Source organism: Roseateles sp. DAIF2 (assembly GCF_015624425.1).
In the GTDB taxonomy this organism is placed as follows: domain Bacteria; phylum Pseudomonadota; class Gammaproteobacteria; order Burkholderiales; family Burkholderiaceae_C; genus Kinneretia.
On record NZ_CP049919.1, the window covers coordinates 3054111 to 3072192 of the forward strand.

Annotated in this window: 15 protein-coding genes; 6 read left to right on the top strand and 9 right to left on the bottom strand. The window is 72.7% G+C overall.

The features are described from left to right. The first annotated feature begins 57 nt into the window (after positions 1–57). From G8A07_RS13955 to G8A07_RS13975, 5 genes are all read left to right on the top strand, one after another. Positions 58–576 (top strand): MarR family winged helix-turn-helix transcriptional regulator, encoded by a 519-nt coding sequence (locus tag G8A07_RS13955; protein WP_195792659.1) that lies wholly within the window; start codon positions 58–60, stop codon positions 574–576. 22 nt (positions 577–598) lie between these two features. Beyond that, entirely contained in the window at positions 599–2041 is a 1443-nt protein-coding gene (locus G8A07_RS13960; RefSeq protein ID WP_195792660.1) for an efflux transporter outer membrane subunit, read from the top strand. Between the two features lie 49 nt (positions 2042–2090). Then, positions 2091–3323, top strand: a complete 1233-nt coding sequence (locus G8A07_RS13965) for an efflux RND transporter periplasmic adaptor subunit (protein ID WP_195792661.1) — start codon at positions 2091–2093, stop codon at positions 3321–3323. After that, the gene (locus tag G8A07_RS13970) at positions 3320–4975 is read left to right on the top strand and encodes a DHA2 family efflux MFS transporter permease subunit (RefSeq protein ID WP_195792662.1); all 1656 of its coding nucleotides are present in this window, start codon (positions 3320–3322) and stop codon (positions 4973–4975) included. Before G8A07_RS13965 ends, G8A07_RS13970 begins: the two co-directional genes overlap by 4 nt. 100 nt (positions 4976–5075) lie before the next feature. Next, positions 5076–5891, top strand: a complete 816-nt coding sequence (locus tag G8A07_RS13975) for a GGDEF domain-containing protein (protein ID WP_195792663.1) — start codon at positions 5076–5078, stop codon at positions 5889–5891. Between the two features lie 10 nt (positions 5892–5901). Here G8A07_RS13975 and G8A07_RS13980 read toward each other — a convergent pair whose 3' ends face one another. From G8A07_RS13980 to mutL, 8 genes are all read right to left on the bottom strand, one after another. Further along, positions 5902–7002, bottom strand: coding sequence for a lipocalin-like domain-containing protein (locus G8A07_RS13980; RefSeq protein WP_195792664.1), 1101 nt, complete (start codon positions 7000–7002; stop codon positions 5902–5904). 2 nt (positions 7003–7004) lie between these two features. Next, the gene (locus tag G8A07_RS13985) at positions 7005–7871 is read right to left on the bottom strand and encodes a CPBP family intramembrane glutamic endopeptidase (protein WP_195792665.1); all 867 of its coding nucleotides are present in this window, start codon (positions 7869–7871) and stop codon (positions 7005–7007) included. A 128-nt stretch (positions 7872–7999) separates the two neighbouring features. Then, entirely contained in the window at positions 8000–10543 is a 2544-nt protein-coding gene (locus G8A07_RS13990; RefSeq protein WP_195792666.1) for an FtsX-like permease family protein, read from the bottom strand. Then, positions 10516–11190 carry an ABC transporter ATP-binding protein gene (locus tag G8A07_RS13995; protein WP_195792667.1) on the bottom strand — a complete coding sequence of 225 codons (675 nt, stop codon included), beginning with the start codon at positions 11188–11190 and terminating at the stop codon, positions 10516–10518. The genes G8A07_RS13990 and G8A07_RS13995 overlap by 28 nt, the downstream gene beginning before the upstream one ends. Then, a complete protein-coding gene (gene miaA, locus G8A07_RS14000; RefSeq protein WP_195792668.1) occupies positions 11177–12121 on the bottom strand; it encodes a tRNA (adenosine(37)-N6)-dimethylallyltransferase MiaA in 945 nt (314 codons plus the stop codon). The genes G8A07_RS13995 and miaA overlap by 14 nt, the downstream gene beginning before the upstream one ends. Then, on the bottom strand, positions 12118–13359 hold the full coding sequence (locus G8A07_RS14005; RefSeq protein WP_195792669.1) for a multidrug effflux MFS transporter: 1242 nt from the start codon (positions 13357–13359) through the stop codon (positions 12118–12120). Before G8A07_RS14005 ends, miaA begins: the two co-directional genes overlap by 4 nt. After that, positions 13356–14669 carry a pseudouridine synthase gene (locus G8A07_RS14010; protein WP_195792670.1) on the bottom strand — a complete coding sequence of 438 codons (1314 nt, stop codon included), beginning with the start codon at positions 14667–14669 and terminating at the stop codon, positions 13356–13358. Before G8A07_RS14010 ends, G8A07_RS14005 begins: the two co-directional genes overlap by 4 nt. A 19-nt stretch (positions 14670–14688) precedes the next feature. Continuing rightward, a complete protein-coding gene (gene mutL / locus G8A07_RS14015; RefSeq protein ID WP_195792671.1) occupies positions 14689–16587 on the bottom strand; it encodes a DNA mismatch repair endonuclease MutL in 1899 nt (632 codons plus the stop codon). A gap of 61 nt (positions 16588–16648) precedes the next feature. On the opposite strand from mutL, the gene G8A07_RS14020 reads away from it, so the two are divergent. Next, positions 16649–17314: a DedA family protein gene (locus tag G8A07_RS14020; RefSeq protein ID WP_195792672.1), complete on the top strand. Its 666-nt coding sequence runs from the start codon at positions 16649–16651 to the stop codon at positions 17312–17314. On the opposite strand, the gene G8A07_RS14025 is transcribed toward G8A07_RS14020, so the two are convergent. Next, positions 17232–18080 (bottom strand): phosphatase PAP2 family protein, encoded by an 849-nt coding sequence (locus tag G8A07_RS14025; protein ID WP_195792673.1) that lies wholly within the window; start codon positions 18078–18080, stop codon positions 17232–17234. The genes G8A07_RS14020 and G8A07_RS14025 overlap by 83 nt on opposite strands. Positions 18081–18082: the final 2 nt, after the last annotated feature.

The following is an 18082-nucleotide window of genomic DNA, read 5'->3' on the forward strand; positions in this document are numbered from 1 at the left end:
GGTCAGTGTAGCAATAACTGCCTTGACAATTATTGCCTAGGCAAATAAATTGAAGCCATGTCCGCAAAACAAGATGCCGCGCCGCCGCCGGCCGATTTCTACAACGCCGCCAGCTATGCCCCGGGCGAAAGCCTGGGCTGGCTGGTCAAGCGGGTGCAGCAGTCCATCGTCCATCAGGCCGACAAGCGCCTGGGCGAGCATGGCCTGACGCATGCGCAATGGGGCCCGCTGATCCGCCTGTTCTTTCTGGGCGCCTGCCCGGCCGCGCAACTGGCCGCCGACCTGGGGCTGGACGCCGGGGCGTTGACCCGGCTGCTGGACCGGCTGGAGGCCAAGGGCCTGGTGCAGCGCGATCGCTCCAGCAGCGACCGACGCGTGGTGCTGATCACCCTGACCGATGCCGGCCGGGGCCTGACGGACATCCTGCCGGCCGTGCTGTCCGACATCTTCAACGCCCATCTGGCCGGCTTCAGCCGCGAGGAATGGCAGACCCTGATGAGCCTGCTGCGCCGCATGCTGGCCAATGGCGAGGCGCTGCGCGCCGCGGAGAACAGCAGCAGTAATAACAACGACTGATCCGACCTTCGTCCTCACATTCATGCAAGACCACAAGAAACCAAAAGCCAGCAAGACCTGGCTGGCCCTGCTGGCCGCTCTGGCGCTCGCCGCCTGCGCGCCGATCCCCAGGCTGGCCGAGCCGGCCCGGCCGCTGCAGGGCGCCGAGCTGGGCCTGCGCGAGCCCTCGCCGGCCGCACCGGCCGCACCGGCCCTGGCCGCCGACTGGTGGCGCGCCTATGGCGACGCCGAGCTGGACGCCCTGATGCAGCGCGCGCTGGCCCAGCACCCGAGCCTGGCCCAGGCGCAGGCCCGCATCGCCCGCGCCGCCGCCGCGATCGAGAACGCCGAGGCGGCCGAGCGCCCGGTGTTCGGCATCAGCGCCGACGCCACCCGCCAGCGCTATACCGAGCATGGCCTGGTGCCGCCGCCGATCGCCGGCAGCGTGCGCACCAATGCCACCCTGCAGGCCGGCATCAGCTATGACTGGGACTTCTTCGGCCGCCATGCCGCCGCGCTGCAGGCCGCGCTGGGCAATGAGCGCGCGGCCCGCGCCGATGCGGCCGCCGCGCGGCTGAACCTGTCGGCCGCGATCGCGCGCGGCTGGCTGGACCTGGCGCGCGCGCTGGCCCAGCGCGAGCTGCTGGCCGAGCAACTGCGCCAGGGCGAGCAGTCGCTGGCCCTGGTGCGCCAGCGCGTCGCGGCCGGCCTGGACGGCGCGCCGCAGCTGCGCAGCGCCGAAACCCCGCTGCCCGAGCTGCGCCGGCAAGACCTGGCCCTGCAGGCCCAGGCCGAGCTGCTGCGCCACCAACTGGCCGCGCTGAGCGCCCAGCCGGCCGAGGCGCTGGCCAGCGTGCGGCCGCGCCTGCCGCGGCCCCTGGCGCTGGACGCCGAGGCGCAGCTGGGCGTGGACCTGCTGGGGCGCCGGCCCGATGTGGCGGCGGCGCGCTGGCGCGTCGAGGCGACGACGCAGAACGTCGCCGAGGCGCGCGCACAGTTCTATCCCAATGTGACCCTGAGCGCCTTCGCCGGCTTCAGCTCGCTGGGCTTGGACCAACTGCTCAAGTCGGGCAGCCAGCAGCTGGGCTTCGGCCCCTCGCTGCGCCTGCCGATCTTCGACACCGGCCGGCTGCGCGCCCAGTACAAGGGCAGCGCCGCCGAACGCGACGCCGCGGTGGCGGCCTACAACGGCGCGCTGCTGGAGGCGCTGCGCGATGCCGGCGACCAGTACAGCAGCCTGCGCTCGCTGCAGCTGCAGGGCGAGCAGCAGGGCCAGGCCCTGGCCCATGTGCAGGCCAGCCGCGACCTGGCGCGCCAGCGCTTCGAGGCCGGCCTGGGCAACTATCTCGCGGTGCTGAGCGCCGAGCAGAACCTGCTGAGCCAGCGCCGCCTGCTGCTGGACCTGCAGGGCCTGAGCCTGGACGCGCAGGTGGCCCTGGTCCGCAGCCTGGGCGGCGGCTGGAGCGACGACGAGCCGCCGCGCTGACGCAAGCGCCTCCGACAAAAAGAAACCGACAAGACATCAAGAGCCTCACATGAACACCGCCAACAACAATGCCGAGCAAGGCAGCAAGAACAACAACCCGCGCAAGAAGGCGCTGACCCTGACCGCCGTCGCGGTCCTCATCGCGCTGGGCGCCTATGGCGCCTACCAAGCCCTGGTGGCCAGCAAGGTCGAGACCACCGACAACGCCTATGTGCAGGCCAATGTGGTGCAGATCACGCCCCAGGTGGGCGGCACTGTGCGCGCCATCCATGCCGACGACACCGACTTCGTCAAGGCCGGCCAGCCGCTGATCAGCCTGGATCCCGCCGACGCGAAGGTGGCCTACGAGCAGGCCCAGGCCCAGCTGGCGCAGACGGTGCGCGAGGTGCGCGCCCTCTACGCCGGCCAGAGCACCCTGAAGGCGCAGATCACGCAGCGCGAGGCCGAGGTGGCGCGCCTGCAGTCGGAGCTGGTCCGGGTCCAGGACGACGTCAAGCGCCGCCAGCCGCTGCTGGCCAGCGGCGCGATCGGGCGCGAGGAGCTGGAGCATGCGCAGGCCCAGGTCAAGGCGGCGCAGAGCGCGCTGGCCGCGGCCCAGGCCGCCCAGGTGGCCGCGCGCGATCAGCTGGCCACCAGCCAGGTGCAGACCGACGGCACGACCCTGAAGGAACATCCCCAGGTGCAGCGCGCCGGCGCGCGCCTGCGCGAGACCTGGCTGGCGCTGCAGCGTGCCGAGCTGCCTGCGCCGGTGGACGGCTGGGTGGCACGGCGCAGTGTGCAGCTGGGCCAGCGCGTCAACGCCGGCACGCCGCTGATGGCGGTGGTGGGCCTGAAGCAGGCCTGGGTCGACGCCAACTTCAAGGAAAGCCAGCTGGCCAAGCTGCGCATCGGCCAGACCGCGATCCTGGTGGCCGATGTCTACGGCGACAAGCAGGAATACCACGGCCGGGTCGCGGGCCTGTCGGCCGGCACCGGCGCGGCCTTCGCGCTGCTGCCGGCGCAGAACGCCACCGGCAACTGGATCAAGGTGGTGCAGCGCGTGCCGGTGCGCATCGAGCTGGACGCCAAGGAGCTGGCCGAGCACCCGCTGCGCGTGGGTCTGTCGATGGAGGTCAAGGTCGACGTGCAGAAGCAGGACGGCCCGGCGCTGGCCGCGGCGACCAGCAGCCGCTCGCTGGCCCAGACCGCGGTGTTCGAGCAGCAGGAGCAGCGCGCCGACGAGGAGGTGCAGCGCATCATCCGCGCCAATAGTGGTAACGGCAGCGGCGTGCTGAAGTCATGAGCGACAGCTTGGACACAGGCGCGGCGGAGGGCCGAGCGCCGGGCCGCTCCCAAGCCGGCCCGCGTCCCCCAGGGGGACCGTCCGGCGTACCCGCCGGACGAGGGGCAGACATTACGCCGCCGGCGCCGCTGCATGGCAGCGCGCTGATCCTGGGGACGCTGGCGCTGTCGCTCGCGACCTTCATGAACGTGCTGGACAGCTCGATCGCCAATGTCTCGCTGCCGGCGATCTCGGGCGACCTGGGCGTCAGCACGACCCAGGGCACCTGGGTCATCACCAGCTTCGGCGTCGCCAATGCGATCTCGGTGCCGTTGACCGGCTGGCTGACCCAGCGCTTCGGCGCGGTGCGGCTGTTCACGGCCAGCGTGCTGCTGTTCGTGCTGGCCTCCTGGCTGTGCGGCTTCGCCCATTCGCTGGAGATGCTGGTGGCCTGCCGGGTGCTGCAGGGCCTGGTGGCGGGGCCGATGATCCCGCTGTCGCAGACCCTGCTGCTGGCCAGCTATCCGCGCGAGAAGGCCGGCACCGCGCTGGCGCTGTGGGGCATGACGACCCTGGTGGCGCCGGTGGTGGGGCCGCTCTTGGGCGGCTGGATCACCGACAACGTGTCCTGGCCCTGGATCTTCTACATCAATGTGCCGGTGGGCCTGCTGGCCGCCTTCCTGACCTGGAGCATCTACCGCAAGCGCGAGACGCAGATCAAGAAGCTGCCGATCGACGGCGTGGGCCTGGCCCTGCTGGTGGTCTGGGTCGGCGCGCTGCAGATCATGCTGGACAAGGGCAAGGAGCTGGACTGGTTCGCCAGCGGCGAGATCCAGCTGCTGGGCGTGACCGCGCTGATCGGCTTCGTCGTGTTCGTGATCTGGGAGCTGACCGACAAGCATCCGGTGGTGGACCTGCGCCTCTTTGCGCGGCGCAATTTCGCCTTCGGCGCGATCACCCTGTCGATCGCCTACGGCCTGTTCTTCGGCAATGTGGTGCTGCTGCCGCTGTGGCTGCAGCAGTGGATGGGCTATACCGCGACCAGCGCGGGTATGGCGCTGGCGCCGGTGGGGCTGCTGGCGATCCTGCTGTCGCCGGTGGTGGGGCGCAATGTCGGGCGTTTCGATCCGCGCGTGATGGCCACCTTCGCCTTTGTGATGTTCGCGGTGGTGCTGGGCATGCGGGCCAACTTCACGACCCAGACCGACTTCGCCACCATCATGGTGCCGACCCTGCTGCAGGGCGCCGCGCTGGCCTTCTTCTTCATCCCGCTGACCACCCTGACCCTCTCGGGCATCACGCCGGACCGGATCGCGGCGGCGGCCGGGCTGTCGAACTTCGTGCGCATCACGGCCGGGGCGATGGGCACCTCGATCTCGACCACCCTGTGGGAGAACCGCGCGACCCTGCATCACCACCATCTGGCGGAGCGGCTGGCGCAGGGCGACCCGGTGGCCGGCGAAAGCCTGGCGCGGCTGGGCGCGGCCGGCCTGAGCCCGGAGCAGGCGCTGGCCCAGATCAACCGCCTGATCGACCAGCAGGCCTTCACTCGCGCGGCCGACGACATCTTCCTGGCCTCGGCCGTGCTGTTCCTGCTGCTGATCGGCAGCATCTGGCTGACGCGGCGCCCGCCGCGCGTCGGCGCGCCGGTGGACGCCGGCGGCGCCCACTGACGACCAGCCGGCGGCAATCTTCCATCCCGCTTCCATGGGGGATGGAAGGCCGCCGCGCTGTGGTCGAATAGGGTCTGCCCCGACCTGACCTCCTCCCCGGATGCCGCAACACGATCTCGAACAGCCGGCCTGGCTGCCGACCCTGAACCGCTGGGTGCAGGGCATGGGCCTGCGCAGGACGCTTTTGCTGCTGGTGGCGGCGGTCTGGCTGCTGTCCCTGCTGATCTCGCAGCTGGTGATCAGCCTGATCGGCGAGGGCAACCGGATGATCGTGGCGGCCTGGGTCAGCGCCAGCGCGATCGGATTCACCGGCTTGTTCGGCTATATGTTCCTGAGCCTGGTCCGGCACCTGGACCAGGCGCATCGCAATATGCTGCGCCACGCCACCCAGGATGCGCTGACCGGCACCTACAACCGGCGCTATTTCCTCGAGATCGTCGAGCGCGAATGGTCGCGCGCCAAGCGCTACGAGATGTCCTGCGCCTTGCTGCTGATGGACGTGGACCATTTCAAGCAGGTCAACGACCGCTTCGGCCATCTCTGCGGCGACCAGCTGCTGCGCCGCATCGCCGACGCGGCGGCCGAGACCCTGCGCCAGCCCGATGTGCTGGCCCGCTTCGGCGGCGAGGAGTTCATCATCTTCCTGCCGCACACCGATCCGCTGGGCGCGCTGGATGTGGCGGAGCGCATCCGTGAGCGGGTCGAGGCGCTGGACTTCGGCTGGAACGGCACGCCGGTGCCGGTCAGCGCCAGCCTGGGCGTCGCGGCGCTGCACGACAACCATGTCACGCTGGACCAGCTGATCTCCGACGCCGACGAGGCGCTCTACAGCGCCAAGTCCGCCGGGCGCAACTGCGTGCGTGCCGGGGCCGGGCTGCTGCCGGGGCGATCCTCCGGCGTCACCAGCAGCCGTTGAGCACGGGGCCTCACAGCAGGCGCATGCGTTCGGCGTAGCCGGTCAGCTCCAGATAGCCATGGCCCAGCAGGCGGCCCTGCGCATCGCGCAGCGCCGCGGCGCCTTCCCAGTACAGCAGCCCGGTGCTGGCGCGCGCATCGATCTCCTGGGCATCGAGTAGGGCAGTCAAGGTCCAGCCCTCGAAGTCGCGGCCCGACAGCCGCCAGGCCACCGGATAGCTCGCGCCGCTGGCCGGGCTGCGCCAATGGCGCAGCGCCTTGAAGCGCAGCTCGCCGTTGGCGAAGCTGCGGCTGGTCCCGTCCGCCGCGCGCAGGCTGCCGCCGCTCCACAGGTCCTGGCCGCCGCCGGTATGCCGCAGCCGGAAGGCGGTCAGCGCGCGGCCGTCCAGCAGGTTGATGCCCAGCCAGTCCCAGCCCTGGGCCTCGGGTGCCAGCAGCTCGTCGCCCCATTCATGGTCCAGCCAGGAGCGGCCGGTCAGCGCCTGCGGCGCCCGGCCCGGCAGGCGCAGCTCGGCCCGGGTCTGCAGCTGCGGGCGGCTGTAGTAATGGGTGGCATGGTGCGCCCCGGGGCTCTTGGGCGAAAAGCCGGCCTCGCCCTGCAGCAGCGGCGCCTCCGTGGTCTGCAGGCGCAGCTCCAGCGCGAAGGCATCCGCCGCACCGGCCCGGCCCTCGAAGGCCGCGCGGTAGCCGCCACCCTCGTCGCGCCACAGGCGCCAGTCGCGCAGGCGCAGCGCGCAGTCCTGTTCGGCGGCGGCCACGCCGCCCGGTCCCAGGCGCGCGACGCGCTGGTCGTGCCGCAGCCGGCCGCCGCTGCTTTGCAGGTCGCTGAGCGCCACATGGGCGATCAGCAGCTGGCGCGGCGCCAGCGCGCTGGCATGGGCCTGCACCGCCGGATCCGGGTTGCGCACCCGGAAGAAGGTCAGTTGGTAGCCGTAGCGCGGCGCCTCGTCCGGACCCAGCAGGCCGGTCAGGTACCACCACTCGACGCCGGTCTGCGGATGCGCGCCGAAGTCGCGCGGGAACTGCAGCGCGCGCGGCTGCACCGCGGCCCGGGCCGCGCCGGATCCCGCGGCCAGGGGCAGCAGCAGCATCAAGGCGCGGCGTCGCCTCATGCTCAGCGTCCCTGGCGCGGCAGCAGGCGGCCGCGGCGCTGGGCGATCAACAGCAGCGGCGCGGTCGCGGCGATCAGCAGCAGCAGGGTCACGGCCGAGGCCTCGATGCCGAAGGCGCCGCCGCTGAGCCAGGTCGGGCCGACCAGCTCGCCGTAGAGCAGGCCGGGCTGGGCCTTGTGGCCGGACACGACGGCGGAGAACAGATGGCCGGCGCTGAAGTTCCACGCGAAATGCAGGCCCACGCCCAGCCACAGGCGCCCGCTGGCCAGATAGGCCGCGGCGAAGAACAGGCCGGCCAGCGTGACGTTCAAGGTTGACAGCGGGTTGGCGCCCTCGTTGGGCAGATGGGCCAGGCCGAACAGCAGGGCCGAGCCGAACAGCGCCGGCAGGCTGCCGAGCCAGCGCTCCATGGCCTTGAACACGATGCCGCGCACCAGGATGTCCTCGAAGACCGCGACCATCGCCATCTCGCCGGCAAAACGCAGGCTGGCGAGCCCCAGTCCATGCATGCCCTGCAGCCGGAACACATCGAGCGCCGCCAGCGCGCCGAACACCAGGCAGACCAGCGCCAGGCCGCCCAGCAGGCCCAGGCCCAGCTCGCGCCCGGCACCGGCCAGCGCGAACTCGGCCGGGTCCCGGCGGTCGATCCGCAGCGCATAGAAGCGATAGGCCAGCCCCATCAGCGCGATCGACAGCAGATTCGGCCACAGCAGCCGCATCGGCTTGGGCAGGGGGCCGACCAGGGCCATCACGACCGGCATCGCGGCCACCATCAGCAAGGCACCGAGCAGCACGCGCAGCAGCGCATGCCGCTGCAGCATCGAGGGGCGGGTCGGCAGCGGGCGGAAGTTGGGGGAGAGGGAGGACATGCGCGGGGTTCCTTCTTGTGGGTCTGGGCGGCAGTATTCCCAGCGCCCCCTGCGCCCGCATGCCCCGGGCGACGAACCGCAGCGGCGCACCGCCCAGCCGCAGCCAAGCCCGACGGTCGCGGCGGCGCTCACCAATCCTCCCTTACCGCCTGCACCGCGTCGGCGCGGCCCAACTGGCGGCCGCTGAGCCAGGAGGTGGCGAGCGCCGCGGCCAGCACCGCGAGCAGCAGCAGGGTCAGGTGTTGCCAGGGCCAGCTCATGTCCATGCTCCAGTGGAAGCTCTGCGGGTTGACGACGAAGACCAGCACCGCGCTGATCGCCAGCCCCAGCAGCAGGCCGGCCAGCGCGCCGGCGGCGCTGAACAGCGCGGTCTCGGCCACCAGCAGGGCCAGCAGGCGCGCGCGGGTGAAGCCCAGATGCAGCAGCAGGCCGAACTCGCGCCGCCGCGCCAGCACCTGGGCCGACAGGCTGGCGGCGATGCCGAACAGGCCCAGGCCCAGCGCCACCGCCTGCAGCCAGTAGGTGACCGCGAAGCTGCGGTCGAACAGATGCATCGACAGCGCCAGCAGCTCGCCGCTGGCGGCGATGTCCAGGTCCTGCGGCTCGGCCGCCAGCGCGCGCAGCGCGGCCTGCAGCGCCTCGACCTCCTGGCCCGGGCGCAGCCAGAGGAACAGCTCGGTGACGGTGGCGTCGCCGCTCCAGCGCCGGTAGTCGGCCTCGGCCATCAGCAGCGCGCCGCTCTGGCGACTGTAGTCGCGCCAGACGCCACGCAGGTAGCCGTTGGACGTCGCGCCCCCTGGCTCCAGCGCCAGGCTCAGGCGCTGGCCTAGCTTCAGGTCCAGCTGATCGCGCAGCGCCTCGTTGAGATAGAGCGGCAGCAGACCCGACGCCGGCGGTTCGGCCAGGTCGCCGACCAGGGGCAGGCGGCGCTCGTCCGGCAGCGGTCGCGCCAGCAACTGCACCGGCTGCTCCATCAGCCAGGCGCGCCGGCTGCGCTGCGTGCCGAGCTCGGCGGCCAGCCTGCTATCTCGCACCGCTGCGACGAAGGCCGCCGGCAGCGGCGCGCTCTGCTGGTCCGGTGCGCGCAGGCTGCTGCGCACATAGAGATCGGCCGGCAGCATCTGGCGCAGCCAGCTCGACAGCGAATCGCGGAAGCTGCTGACCATCACCAGCATCGCGACCGACAGGGCCAGCGCGACCAGCACGCCGGCCAGCATCTGGGTCGCCTCGCCCGATTGCCGGCGCGAGCGCTCGCGCAGCAGCAGGGCGCCGGCGCGCCCCGGCGGCGGCAGGGCCGCGAGACCCATCACCAGGCCCGGCACGCACAGCAGGCCGCCCAGCAGCAGGCACAGCATGCCAAGGTAAGCGCCGAGCGGCAGGCCGAGCACGGGCGGCAGCGCGGCCAGGGCGGCGCCGGCCAGCAGCAGGGCCGGGCCCAGCCAGCGCGGCGCGCGCGGCGGCGCCAGGCCGCCCAGGCCCTTCAGCACCTGGGCCGGCGCCATGCGCCGCACCGCCAGCGCCGGCAGCAGCGCGCTGGCCATGCAGATCGCCAGGCCCAGGCCGCCGAACAGCAGCAGCCCTGTGGCCTCGATGCGCAGAGCCGGCGACGGCCCACCCAGCAGGCCGCTGCCCAGGTCGCCCCCCAGCAGACGCAGGCCCAGCTGCGCCAGGCCCGCGCCCAGCGCCAGGCCAAGCAGGCTGCCCAGCAGGCCCAGCAGCGCCGCCTCGGACAGCACCAGCGCGGCGCGCTGGCGGGCGCTCAGGCCCAGCACGCCCAGCAGGGCCAGCTGCGGCAGGCGCTGCGCGACCGACAGCGACTGCACCGCGAACACCAGGAAGCTGCCGGTGAACAGGGCCATCAGGGCCAGCACGCCCAGATTGACCCGGTAGGCGCGCGTCAGCCGCGCCATCTCGGCGCCCTCGTCGGCGGGCGGGGCCGCCGAGACGCCGGACGGCAGGGTCAGGTCTTGCGGGCTCGCGCCCGGCCGCAGGCGCAGTTCGATCCGGTCCAGCCTGCCGAGCCGCCCCAGCAGGGCCTGGGCCGCGGCGATGTCCAGCACCGCCAGCGGCTCGCCCGGCGCCGCGACCTGGCCGGCCAGGCGCAGCGCCAGGGTCTGTGGCGCCTGGCCCTCGGGCTGCAGGCGCAGGCGCAGATGGCTCGGCCGGGGCTCGCCCAGCAAGCGCAGCGCGGCCTCGTTCAGGTACAGCGCATCCGGCGCCAGCAGCCGCAGCGGCGCGGTCGCCGGCTGCGGGAAGGGGTGGGGCAGCAGGGCCGGGTTGAAGGACGCCACCAGCAGCGCATCCAGCCCGAGCAGGCGCAGGCCGGCGCGCCGCTCGCCGGGCAGCAGCAACTGGGCTCTCGCCTCGATCAGCGGCTGGGCCAGGGCCACGGCCGGCTGCAGGGCCAGCGCGTCCAGCGCGGTCTCGGGCAGCGGCGCGCCGCGGCCCGAGAGCAGCAGGTCCGGCGTGCCGGCCAGCTGGCGCTGGGCCGCGCCGAACTCGGCCAGGGCCGAGGCATTCATCAGGTGCACGCCATAGGCCAGGGCCACGCCCAGCGCCACCGCCAGCAGGGCCAGCAACTGGCGCAGGCCCTGGGCGCGTAGCGCGGGCCAGGAGAGGGCCCGCAGCAGCGCGGGCAGCAGGGTCAATGCGCCTGCGGCTGCGCTTGCCATGGCCGCAGGCCCTGGTCGTCCATCAGCACGCAGCGGTCGGCCGCGGCCGCGGCGCGCTCCGAATGGGTCACCAGCAGGCAGGCCGCGCCCTCCTGCCGGCATTGCGCGCGCAGCAGCGCCAGCACCTGGGCGGCATGGCGCGGGTCGAGATTGCCGGTCGGCTCGTCGGCCAGCACCAGGGCGGGTCGGTGCACCAGGGCGCGCGCGATCGCGACGCGCTGCAGCTGCCCGCCCGAGAGCTGGCACGGCAGCCGCGCGCCCAGCTCCTGCAGGCCGACCGCCTCCAGCAGCCGCTGCACGCGCGGCGGATCCGGGCGCTGCAGGAGCAGCAGCGGCAGGCCGACGTTGTCGGCCACCGTCAGGTGCGGCAGCACATGGAAGGCCTGGAACACAAAGCCCAGGCGCTCGCGGCGCAGCGCGGCCTGCTCGCCCTCGGCCAGCGGCACGATGTCGCGGCCGTCCAGCAAGACCTGACCCGCGTCGGGGCGGTCCAGCCCGGCCAGGCAGTTCAGCAGGGTTGATTTGCCGCAGCCGGATTCACCCAGCAGCGCGACCAGTTCGCCGGCCTCCAGGCTCAGGTCGATGCCGGCGAACACCGGCGTGTCGCCAAAGCGCTTGCGCAGGCCACGGGCCTCAAGCAGCGCCATGGTGATGCAGCAGCCGGTGCACGGCGGCCAGCAGGTGCAGCGAGGCCTCGGGCGACTGGCAGTCGATCACCTGGCGCCGCGGCATGCTGCGCAGCCAGGTGATCTGGCGTTTGGCCAGCTGGCGGGTGGCGGCGATGCCGCGCTCGGCCAGCGGGCGCAGATTGCCCTCATCCAGGCATTCCCAGGCCTGGCGGTAGCCGACGCAGCGCATCGAGGGCAGGTCCGGGCTCAGGTCGCCGCGCGCGCGCAGGCGCTCGACCTCGGCCACCAGGCCGGCGTCCAGCATCTGGTGAAAGCGCTGCGCCAGGCGCTGATGCAGCCAAGCGCGGTCCTGCGGTTCCAGCGACAGCAGCGGCCAGTCGACGCCGGGGCTTTTCTCCTGCTCGGCATGCAGGGCCGAGAGCGGCCGGCCGGCCAGCCGCCAGACCTCCAGCGCGCGCTGGATACGCTGCGAATCGCCCGGCGCCAGGCGCGCCGCGGTGATGGGGTCGACCTCGGCCAGCCTGGCATGCATCGCGGGCCAGCCGATGCGCTCGGCCTCGGCGTCCAGTTCCGCGCGCAGGGCCTCGTCGCCCTGCGGCAGCGGCGACAGGCCGTCGAACAGGGCCTTGAAATAGAGCATGGTGCCGCCGACCAGCAGCGGCAGCCGGCCGCGCGCCAGGATCTCGGCGGCCAGGGCCTGCGCGTCCTTGGCGAACTGGGCGGCGCTGTAGCTGTCCAGCGGGTCCAGGATGTCGATCAGGTGATGCGGCACCGCGGCCATCTCGGCGGCCGAGGGCTTGGCGGTGCCGATGTCCATGCCGCGATAGACCAGGGCCGAATCGACGCTGATGATCTCGATCGGCAGCACCTCGGCCAGCGCGAGGGCGCCGGCGGTCTTGCCGCAGCCGGTCGGGCCAGCGATGCACAGGGGGCGCAGCTGAAGAGTCATGGGAGAGGGGGTTTGCGCTGCACCAGGGTCCAGGCGATCGCGACGGTCAGGAGGCCGAAGCCGGCGATGCTCAGGGCCAGCGGCAGCACCGTGCGGCCGTCCAGCACCCAGCTCAGCCAGGCGCCGACGCCGAAGGCCATCAGCGCGATCAGGAAGCCCGACAGCGCCGAGGCCGCGCCGGCCTGGCGCGGGAAGGGGCCGACCGCGCCGGCCTGGCCGCAGGGCTGCAGCACGCCGTGGCCGAAGATGATGATCCAGTGCGGCAGCAGCACCGTCGCCACCTGGGCGAAGCCGGCCAGCGCCAGGCCACCCATCAGCAGGCTGCCGCACAGCGTGAAGACCGCGCCGCGCTTGACGGTGGCGGCCAGGCCCAGGCGCGGCAGCCAATGCCGACAGGCGAAGGTGCCGCCGATATAGACCGCGGCGCTGGAGCCGAGCACCAGGCCATAGGCCTCGCGCGAGACGCCCAGCAGGCCGATGAAGACGAAGGAGGAGCCGGCCAGGAAGCTGTAGAGCGTCGCATAGGCGAAGGCGGTCAGCAGCGCATAGGCGACGAAGACCGGATGCCGCGCGACGGTCCACCAGTTGTGCAGCAGCGGCCCCGGATGCAGGGCGCGCGGGTTCGGCCGGGCCAGGCTTTCCGGCACGCGCAGCGCGATCAGGGCCAGGGTGGCCGCGCCGGCCAGGCCAGTCGCCAGCAGCGCGGCGCGCCAGCCCAGCCAACCGGCCAGCAGACCGCCCAGGCTGGGGCTCAGCATCGCGATCAGGCCCAGGCCGGTCAGCGCGCGCGCCATCACCTGCGCGCCCTGCTGGGGCTCGAACCAGTCGCGCAGCATCGCGCGGCCGCAGACCACCGCGGCCGCCAGGCCCAGGCCCTGCAGCGCGCGCCAGACGATCAGCGGCTCGATCCGCTGCGCCAGCGCGCCGCCCAGCGCCGCCAGCACATAGAGAGTCAGGCCGGCCAGCAGCACCGGCCGGCGCCCGACGCGGTCCGCCACCGGGCCCAGCAGCAGCTGGCCCAGGCCGAAGGCCATCATCAGCGCCGACAGGGTCAGCTGGGCCGCGCCCATGCCGGCACCGAGATCGGCGCGCAGCGCGGGCAGGGCCGGCAGGTAGAGGTCGGTGGTGACCGGCTGCAGGCCCAGCAGCAGGGCCAGGGCCGGCACCGCCAGCGCGGCATGGGCCGCCGCGCCGCCGAGCTTGGCTTCGTCGCCTCCGCGCTCAGCGGCGGCGCTCAATCAAAGCGCTCCCAGGGCGACAGATAGCGCCACTGACCGGGCGGCAGATGGCCCAGGTTGATGCGGCCGATGCGCACCCGCTTCAGGCCGACCACCTTCAGCCCGACCAGCTCGCACATGCGGCGGATCTGGCGCTTGCGGCCCTCGCGCAGCACGAAGCGCAGCTGGTCGTCGTTGATCCAGCTGACCTTGGCGGGCTTGAGCTGCACGCCGTCCAGCTCCAGGCCATGGTTCAGCAGGGCCAGGTCTTGCGCGGGGAACTCCTGCATCGGCGCGGGCTTGCCCTGGTATTCCACCCGGACCAGGTACTCCTTCTCGATCTTCGAGTCCTCGCCGATCAGCTGCTTGGCGATGCGGCCGTCCTGGGTCAGGACCAAGAGGCCGGTCGAGTCGATGTCGAGCCGGCCGGCCGGGGCCAGGTTGCGGGCATGGGCGATGTGGTACTTGATGCCCGAGGCATCGTCCTTCCAGTGGCTGGCACTCTTGATCAGCACCGCGGCGGGCTCGTAGCCGTCCTCGGCCTGGCCGGAGACATAGCCGATCGGCTTGTGCAGCAGGATGGTGATCTGCTTGGCCTGCTCCTTGTGGGCGGCCGGGTCGATCTCGATCTTGGCGTCGGGGCCGACGCGCTGGCCCAGCTGCGCCATCTTGCCGTCCACCCGCACCCAGCCGGCGGCGATCCATTCGTCGGCCTCGCGGCGCGAGGCCATGCCCAGCTGGCCCATGCGCTTGGACAGGCGCTCGCCCTCGCTGCTGGGGTCATGCCAATGCGCGTCGTCGTCGTCATCATCGTCGTGGTCGCGCGCGCGCGGCTGGGGCCGCGGCTTGGGCGCGGGGCGCGCCTCGGGATAGGGACGGCCGGCCTGTGGGCCGGTGGCGCGGCGCTGGTCGCGGCGCGGTTCCTGGTGACCCTGCGGCGGCTCGGCGCGCCGGGGCCGGGCCGGCGGCGCGGCGGCATCGCCACGCTGCAGCGGCCGGCGCTCGTCGCCACCGCTGCGCGGCGGGCGACGGGCATCGCCACCGCGTCCGCCGCCCGGCTCCTCGCGCCGGAAGCTGCCGCCACCGCTCTTGGCCGCGGCGGGCCGCTGGCCGCGCGGCGGCGGGGCCTCGTCGCGCCGCGGGCGCTGGCGCTGTTCGTCCTCGGCGCGGCGCTGCTCGAAGGCGGCCTGGCGTTCGGCGCGGTCGGTCTGGGCCTGCTCCAGGGTCTGGCGCGGGCGCGACACGCCCTTGCCACGCAGCGGGGTGCGGCGCTCGCCGCTGGCGCTCTTGGCGGGGGCGGCGGTCTTCGGTTTCAGTTTCAGGGTGGCCATAGAGGCTTTCGTCAGGGGTTCAGCGTCCGCGCAGGAAGAGGGCGTCCAGCTCGCGCATCGTCAGCTGGCGCCAGGTGGGGCGGCCATGGTTGCATTGGTCGGCGCGCTCGGTGCGCTCCATGTCGCGCAGCAGCGCGTTCATCTCGTCCAGGGTCAGCTGGCGGTTCGCGCGCACCGCGCCATGGCAGGCCATCGTGGCCAGGATCTCATGCTGGGCCCGCTCGATCGCGTGGCTGGCGTCGTACTGCGCCAGCTCGGCCAGCACGCTGCGCGCCAGCTCCACGACATCGCCGCCGGCCAGGGCCGCGGGCCGCGCGCGCACCGCCAGCACCTTGGCCGAGAGCGGCGCGATGTCGAGGCCCAGCTTGGTCAGGGTCTCGGTCTGGGCCTCGGCGGTGGCGATCTCCTGCGGCGTCGCGGCGAAGGTGACCGGGATCAGCAGCGGCTGCGACTCGATCGCGGCCAGGCCCAGGCTGGCCTTCAGCCGCTCGTAGACCACGCGCTCATGGGCCGCATGCATGTCGACGATGATCAGGCCCTGGGCGTTCTCGGCCAGCACATAGACGCCCTGGATCTGCGCCACCGCGCGGCCCAGCGGCCAGTCATGCGCGGGCAGCTCCTGGCGCGGCGCGGCCTCGGTGACCGGGGTGGGCGCGGGCAGCGGCGCCGGGGCGGGGCGGCCGTAGAGGGTGGCGACCTCGGCCAGGCCCAGCGAGGTCTGGGTGTTGCTGCGCCAGCTCGGGGTGCCGGCATAGGCCGGGGCGGGCGCCTCCTGCGCCACCGCATCCGGCCGGTACCAGGCCGGCGTGCCGGTGGGGCGGGCGGCGGCCGGCATCGCCACCGGCAGCGCGTCCTGCGGGGCCACGGGCGCGGCGCCGGCCTCGGCGCTGCGCGACACCGCCAGCGCGTCCTGCACCGCATAGCGGGCCTGCTGGTGCAGCTCGCGGCCGTCGCGGAAGCGCACCTCGATCTTGGTCGGATGCACGTTGACATCGACCCGGTCCGGCGCGATGTCGATGAACAGCACATAGCAGGGCTGGCGGTGGCCGTGCAGCACGTCCTCGTAGGCCGAGCGCACGCCATGGGCGATCAGCTTGTCGCGCACATAGCGGCCGTTGACATAGACATACTGCATGTCGGCGCGGCCGCGCGCCGCCTCGGGCAGGCCGGCCCGGCCGTAAACGCGCAGGGGGCCGGCCTCGGCGAACACCGGGCGGCTGTCGTTGATGAAGTCGGCGCCCAGCACATCGGCCAGGCGCTGCTCGGCCTTGGCGATACGCAGCTGCTCGACCAGCTTGCCCTCGTGCCAGACTGAGAAGCCGACGTCCGGCCGGGCCAGCGCATGGCGGCGCACCGCCTCCAGGCAATGGGCCAGCTCGGTGGCATCGGTCTTCAGGAACTTGCGGCGCGCCGGCGTGCTGAAGAACAACTCGCGCACCTCGACGCTGGTGCCGCGTGCACGCGCCGCCGGCACCAGTTCGCCGCTGCGGGCGTCCAGGCGGTAGGCATGCTGGGCGCCCTCGCAGCGGCTGGCCACCGACATCTCGGCCACCGAGGAGATCGCGGCCAGGGCCTCGCCGCGAAAGCCCATGGTCGCGACCGATTCCAGCTCGTCCAGGCTGCGGATCTTGCTGGTCGCGTGGCGCTTCAGCGCCAGCGGCAGCTCCTCGGCCGGGATGCCCAGACCGTCGTCCTCGACCACGATGGCGCGCACGCCGCCGGCCATCAGCTTGACGTTGATCTGGCTGGCGCCGGCGTCCAGCGCGTTGTCCACCAGCTCGCGCACCACCGAGGCGGGGCGCTCCACCACCTCGCCGGCGGCGATCTGGCTGATCAGTTCATCGGGGAGCTCGCGGATCGGGCGGCGCTCTCGGGCGGGGGCGGACGAGGGCTCGACCGGCGGGGAAGACAAATCCATGGGTGTGATTGTAAGAAGTCCGACACCGGTTCGCCCGGGTCAACCCTTATCATGCGCGCCCATGGAATTCGCCCACTTTCTGATCGACTTCATCCTGCATGTGGACCGGCACCTGGCCGAGTTCGTGCAGGCCTATGGCGCCTGGGTCTATGCCCTGCTGTTCCTGATCGTGTTTGTCGAGACGGGACTGGTCGTGATGCCCTTCCTGCCGGGCGACTCGCTGCTGTTCGTGGTCGGCGCGCTGTGCGGCGCGGGCATGATGAGCCTGCCGCTGGCGATTGCGATCCTGCTGGTCGCGGCCATCCTGGGCGACCAGACCAACTACACGATCGGCCGCTACTTCGGGCCCAAGGTGTTCCAGTGGGAGCAGTCGCGCTTCTTCAACCGGCGCGCCTTCGACGCGGCACACCAGTTCTACGAGAAGCATGGCGGCGTGACCATCATCATCGCCCGCTTCATGCCCTTCATCCGCACCTTCGCTCCCTTCGTGGCCGGCGTGGCCGAGATGAGCCGCAGCAAGTTCACCCTCTACAACGTGGTCGGCGCGGTGATCTGGGTGGTCGGCCTGTGCCTGGCCGGCTATCTGTTCGGCAACATCCCCTTCGTGCAGACCCATCTGAGCAAGATCATCTGGGCCATGATCATCATCCCGGGCCTGATCGCGCTGTACGGCGGCTGGAAAGCCAGCCGCGGTGGCGCCAAGCCCGCCGCGCCAGCGCAACACTGAGCAGGCTGACGCACAGCCAGGCCAGGCCGGAGGCGAAGCCCGCCAGCACATCGCTGGCGAAATGCACCTGCAGAAACACGCGGCTGCAGCCGACGGTGAAGATCGCCGCGGCCGCCGCCAGCAGGGCCGGCAGATGCCAGCGCCGCGGCAGCAGGCGCAGCGCCAGATAGGCCAGCATGCCGTAGGCCACGGTGGCGCTGGAGCTGTGCCCGCTGGGGAAGCTCCAGCCCGATTCGCTGACCAGGCCATGCTCGTGCAGCGGCCGCACGCGCTGGAACACCTGCTTCAGCGCCGGGTTCAAGAGCGCATTGCCGCCCATTGCCAGCACCCAGGCGAAGGCCAGCGCGCGCTCGCCGCGCCAGCACAGCAGCAGGGTCATGCCGACGCCCAGCAGGCTCAGGGTCAGGACATCGCCCAGATGGGTCAGCAGCGCGAAGGCGCGCAGCCAGGCCAGCTCGGTATGGGCGGCGATGGCCCGGGTCAGCGCCTCGTCAATGCGGGCCAGCCGGCCGCTCGGACCCAGGCGCTCGGCGATCTCGGCAAAAAGCCCCGCCGCGCCCAGGAGCAGCAGAAAGCCCGCCGCGCCGGCCAGGATCATCGGCCACAGGGGCCGGGCCGCGCCCTCGGGCAGCGGCGGGCCGAGCAGCCGCCGCAGCGGCAGGGCCAGCGCGGCCACGCCCGGCAGGAGCAGGCCGAGGCCGGCCAGGTACAGCAAGGGAGCATGCCGGCCGACCCAGTCGGCGGCGGCGATCAGCGGATCATTCATCA

What these genes read in the sequence shown, in the direction of transcription:
- G8A07_RS14010 (WP_195792670.1), bottom strand. Translation starts at nt 14,669, where the DNA reads ATGGCCACCCTGAAACTGAAACCGAAGACCGCCGCCCCCGCCAAGAGC.
- miaA (WP_195792668.1), bottom strand. Translation starts at nt 12,121, where the DNA reads ATGACTCTTCAGCTGCGCCCCCTGTGCATCGCTGGCCCGACCGGCTGC.
- mutL (WP_195792671.1), bottom strand. Translation starts at nt 16,587, where the DNA reads ATGGATTTGTCTTCCCCGCCGGTCGAGCCCTCGTCCGCCCCCGCCCGA.
- G8A07_RS13990 (WP_195792666.1), bottom strand. Translation starts at nt 10,543, where the DNA reads ATGGCAAGCGCAGCCGCAGGCGCATTGACCCTGCTGCCCGCGCTGCTG.
- G8A07_RS13985 (WP_195792665.1), bottom strand. Translation starts at nt 7,871, where the DNA reads ATGTCCTCCCTCTCCCCCAACTTCCGCCCGCTGCCGACCCGCCCCTCG.
- G8A07_RS13995 (WP_195792667.1), bottom strand. Translation starts at nt 11,190, where the DNA reads ATGGCGCTGCTTGAGGCCCGTGGCCTGCGCAAGCGCTTTGGCGACACG.
- G8A07_RS13970 (WP_195792662.1), top strand. Translation starts at nt 3,320, where the DNA reads ATGAGCGACAGCTTGGACACAGGCGCGGCGGAGGGCCGAGCGCCGGGC.
- G8A07_RS13975 (WP_195792663.1), top strand. Translation starts at nt 5,076, where the DNA reads ATGCCGCAACACGATCTCGAACAGCCGGCCTGGCTGCCGACCCTGAAC.
- G8A07_RS14025 (WP_195792673.1), bottom strand. Translation starts at nt 18,080, where the DNA reads ATGAATGATCCGCTGATCGCCGCCGCCGACTGGGTCGGCCGGCATGCT.
- G8A07_RS13955 (WP_195792659.1), top strand. Translation starts at nt 58, where the DNA reads ATGTCCGCAAAACAAGATGCCGCGCCGCCGCCGGCCGATTTCTACAAC.
- G8A07_RS13965 (WP_195792661.1), top strand. Translation starts at nt 2,091, where the DNA reads ATGAACACCGCCAACAACAATGCCGAGCAAGGCAGCAAGAACAACAAC.
- G8A07_RS14020 (WP_195792672.1), top strand. Translation starts at nt 16,649, where the DNA reads ATGGAATTCGCCCACTTTCTGATCGACTTCATCCTGCATGTGGACCGG.
- G8A07_RS13980 (WP_195792664.1), bottom strand. Translation starts at nt 7,002, where the DNA reads ATGAGGCGACGCCGCGCCTTGATGCTGCTGCTGCCCCTGGCCGCGGGA.
- G8A07_RS13960 (WP_195792660.1), top strand. Translation starts at nt 599, where the DNA reads ATGCAAGACCACAAGAAACCAAAAGCCAGCAAGACCTGGCTGGCCCTG.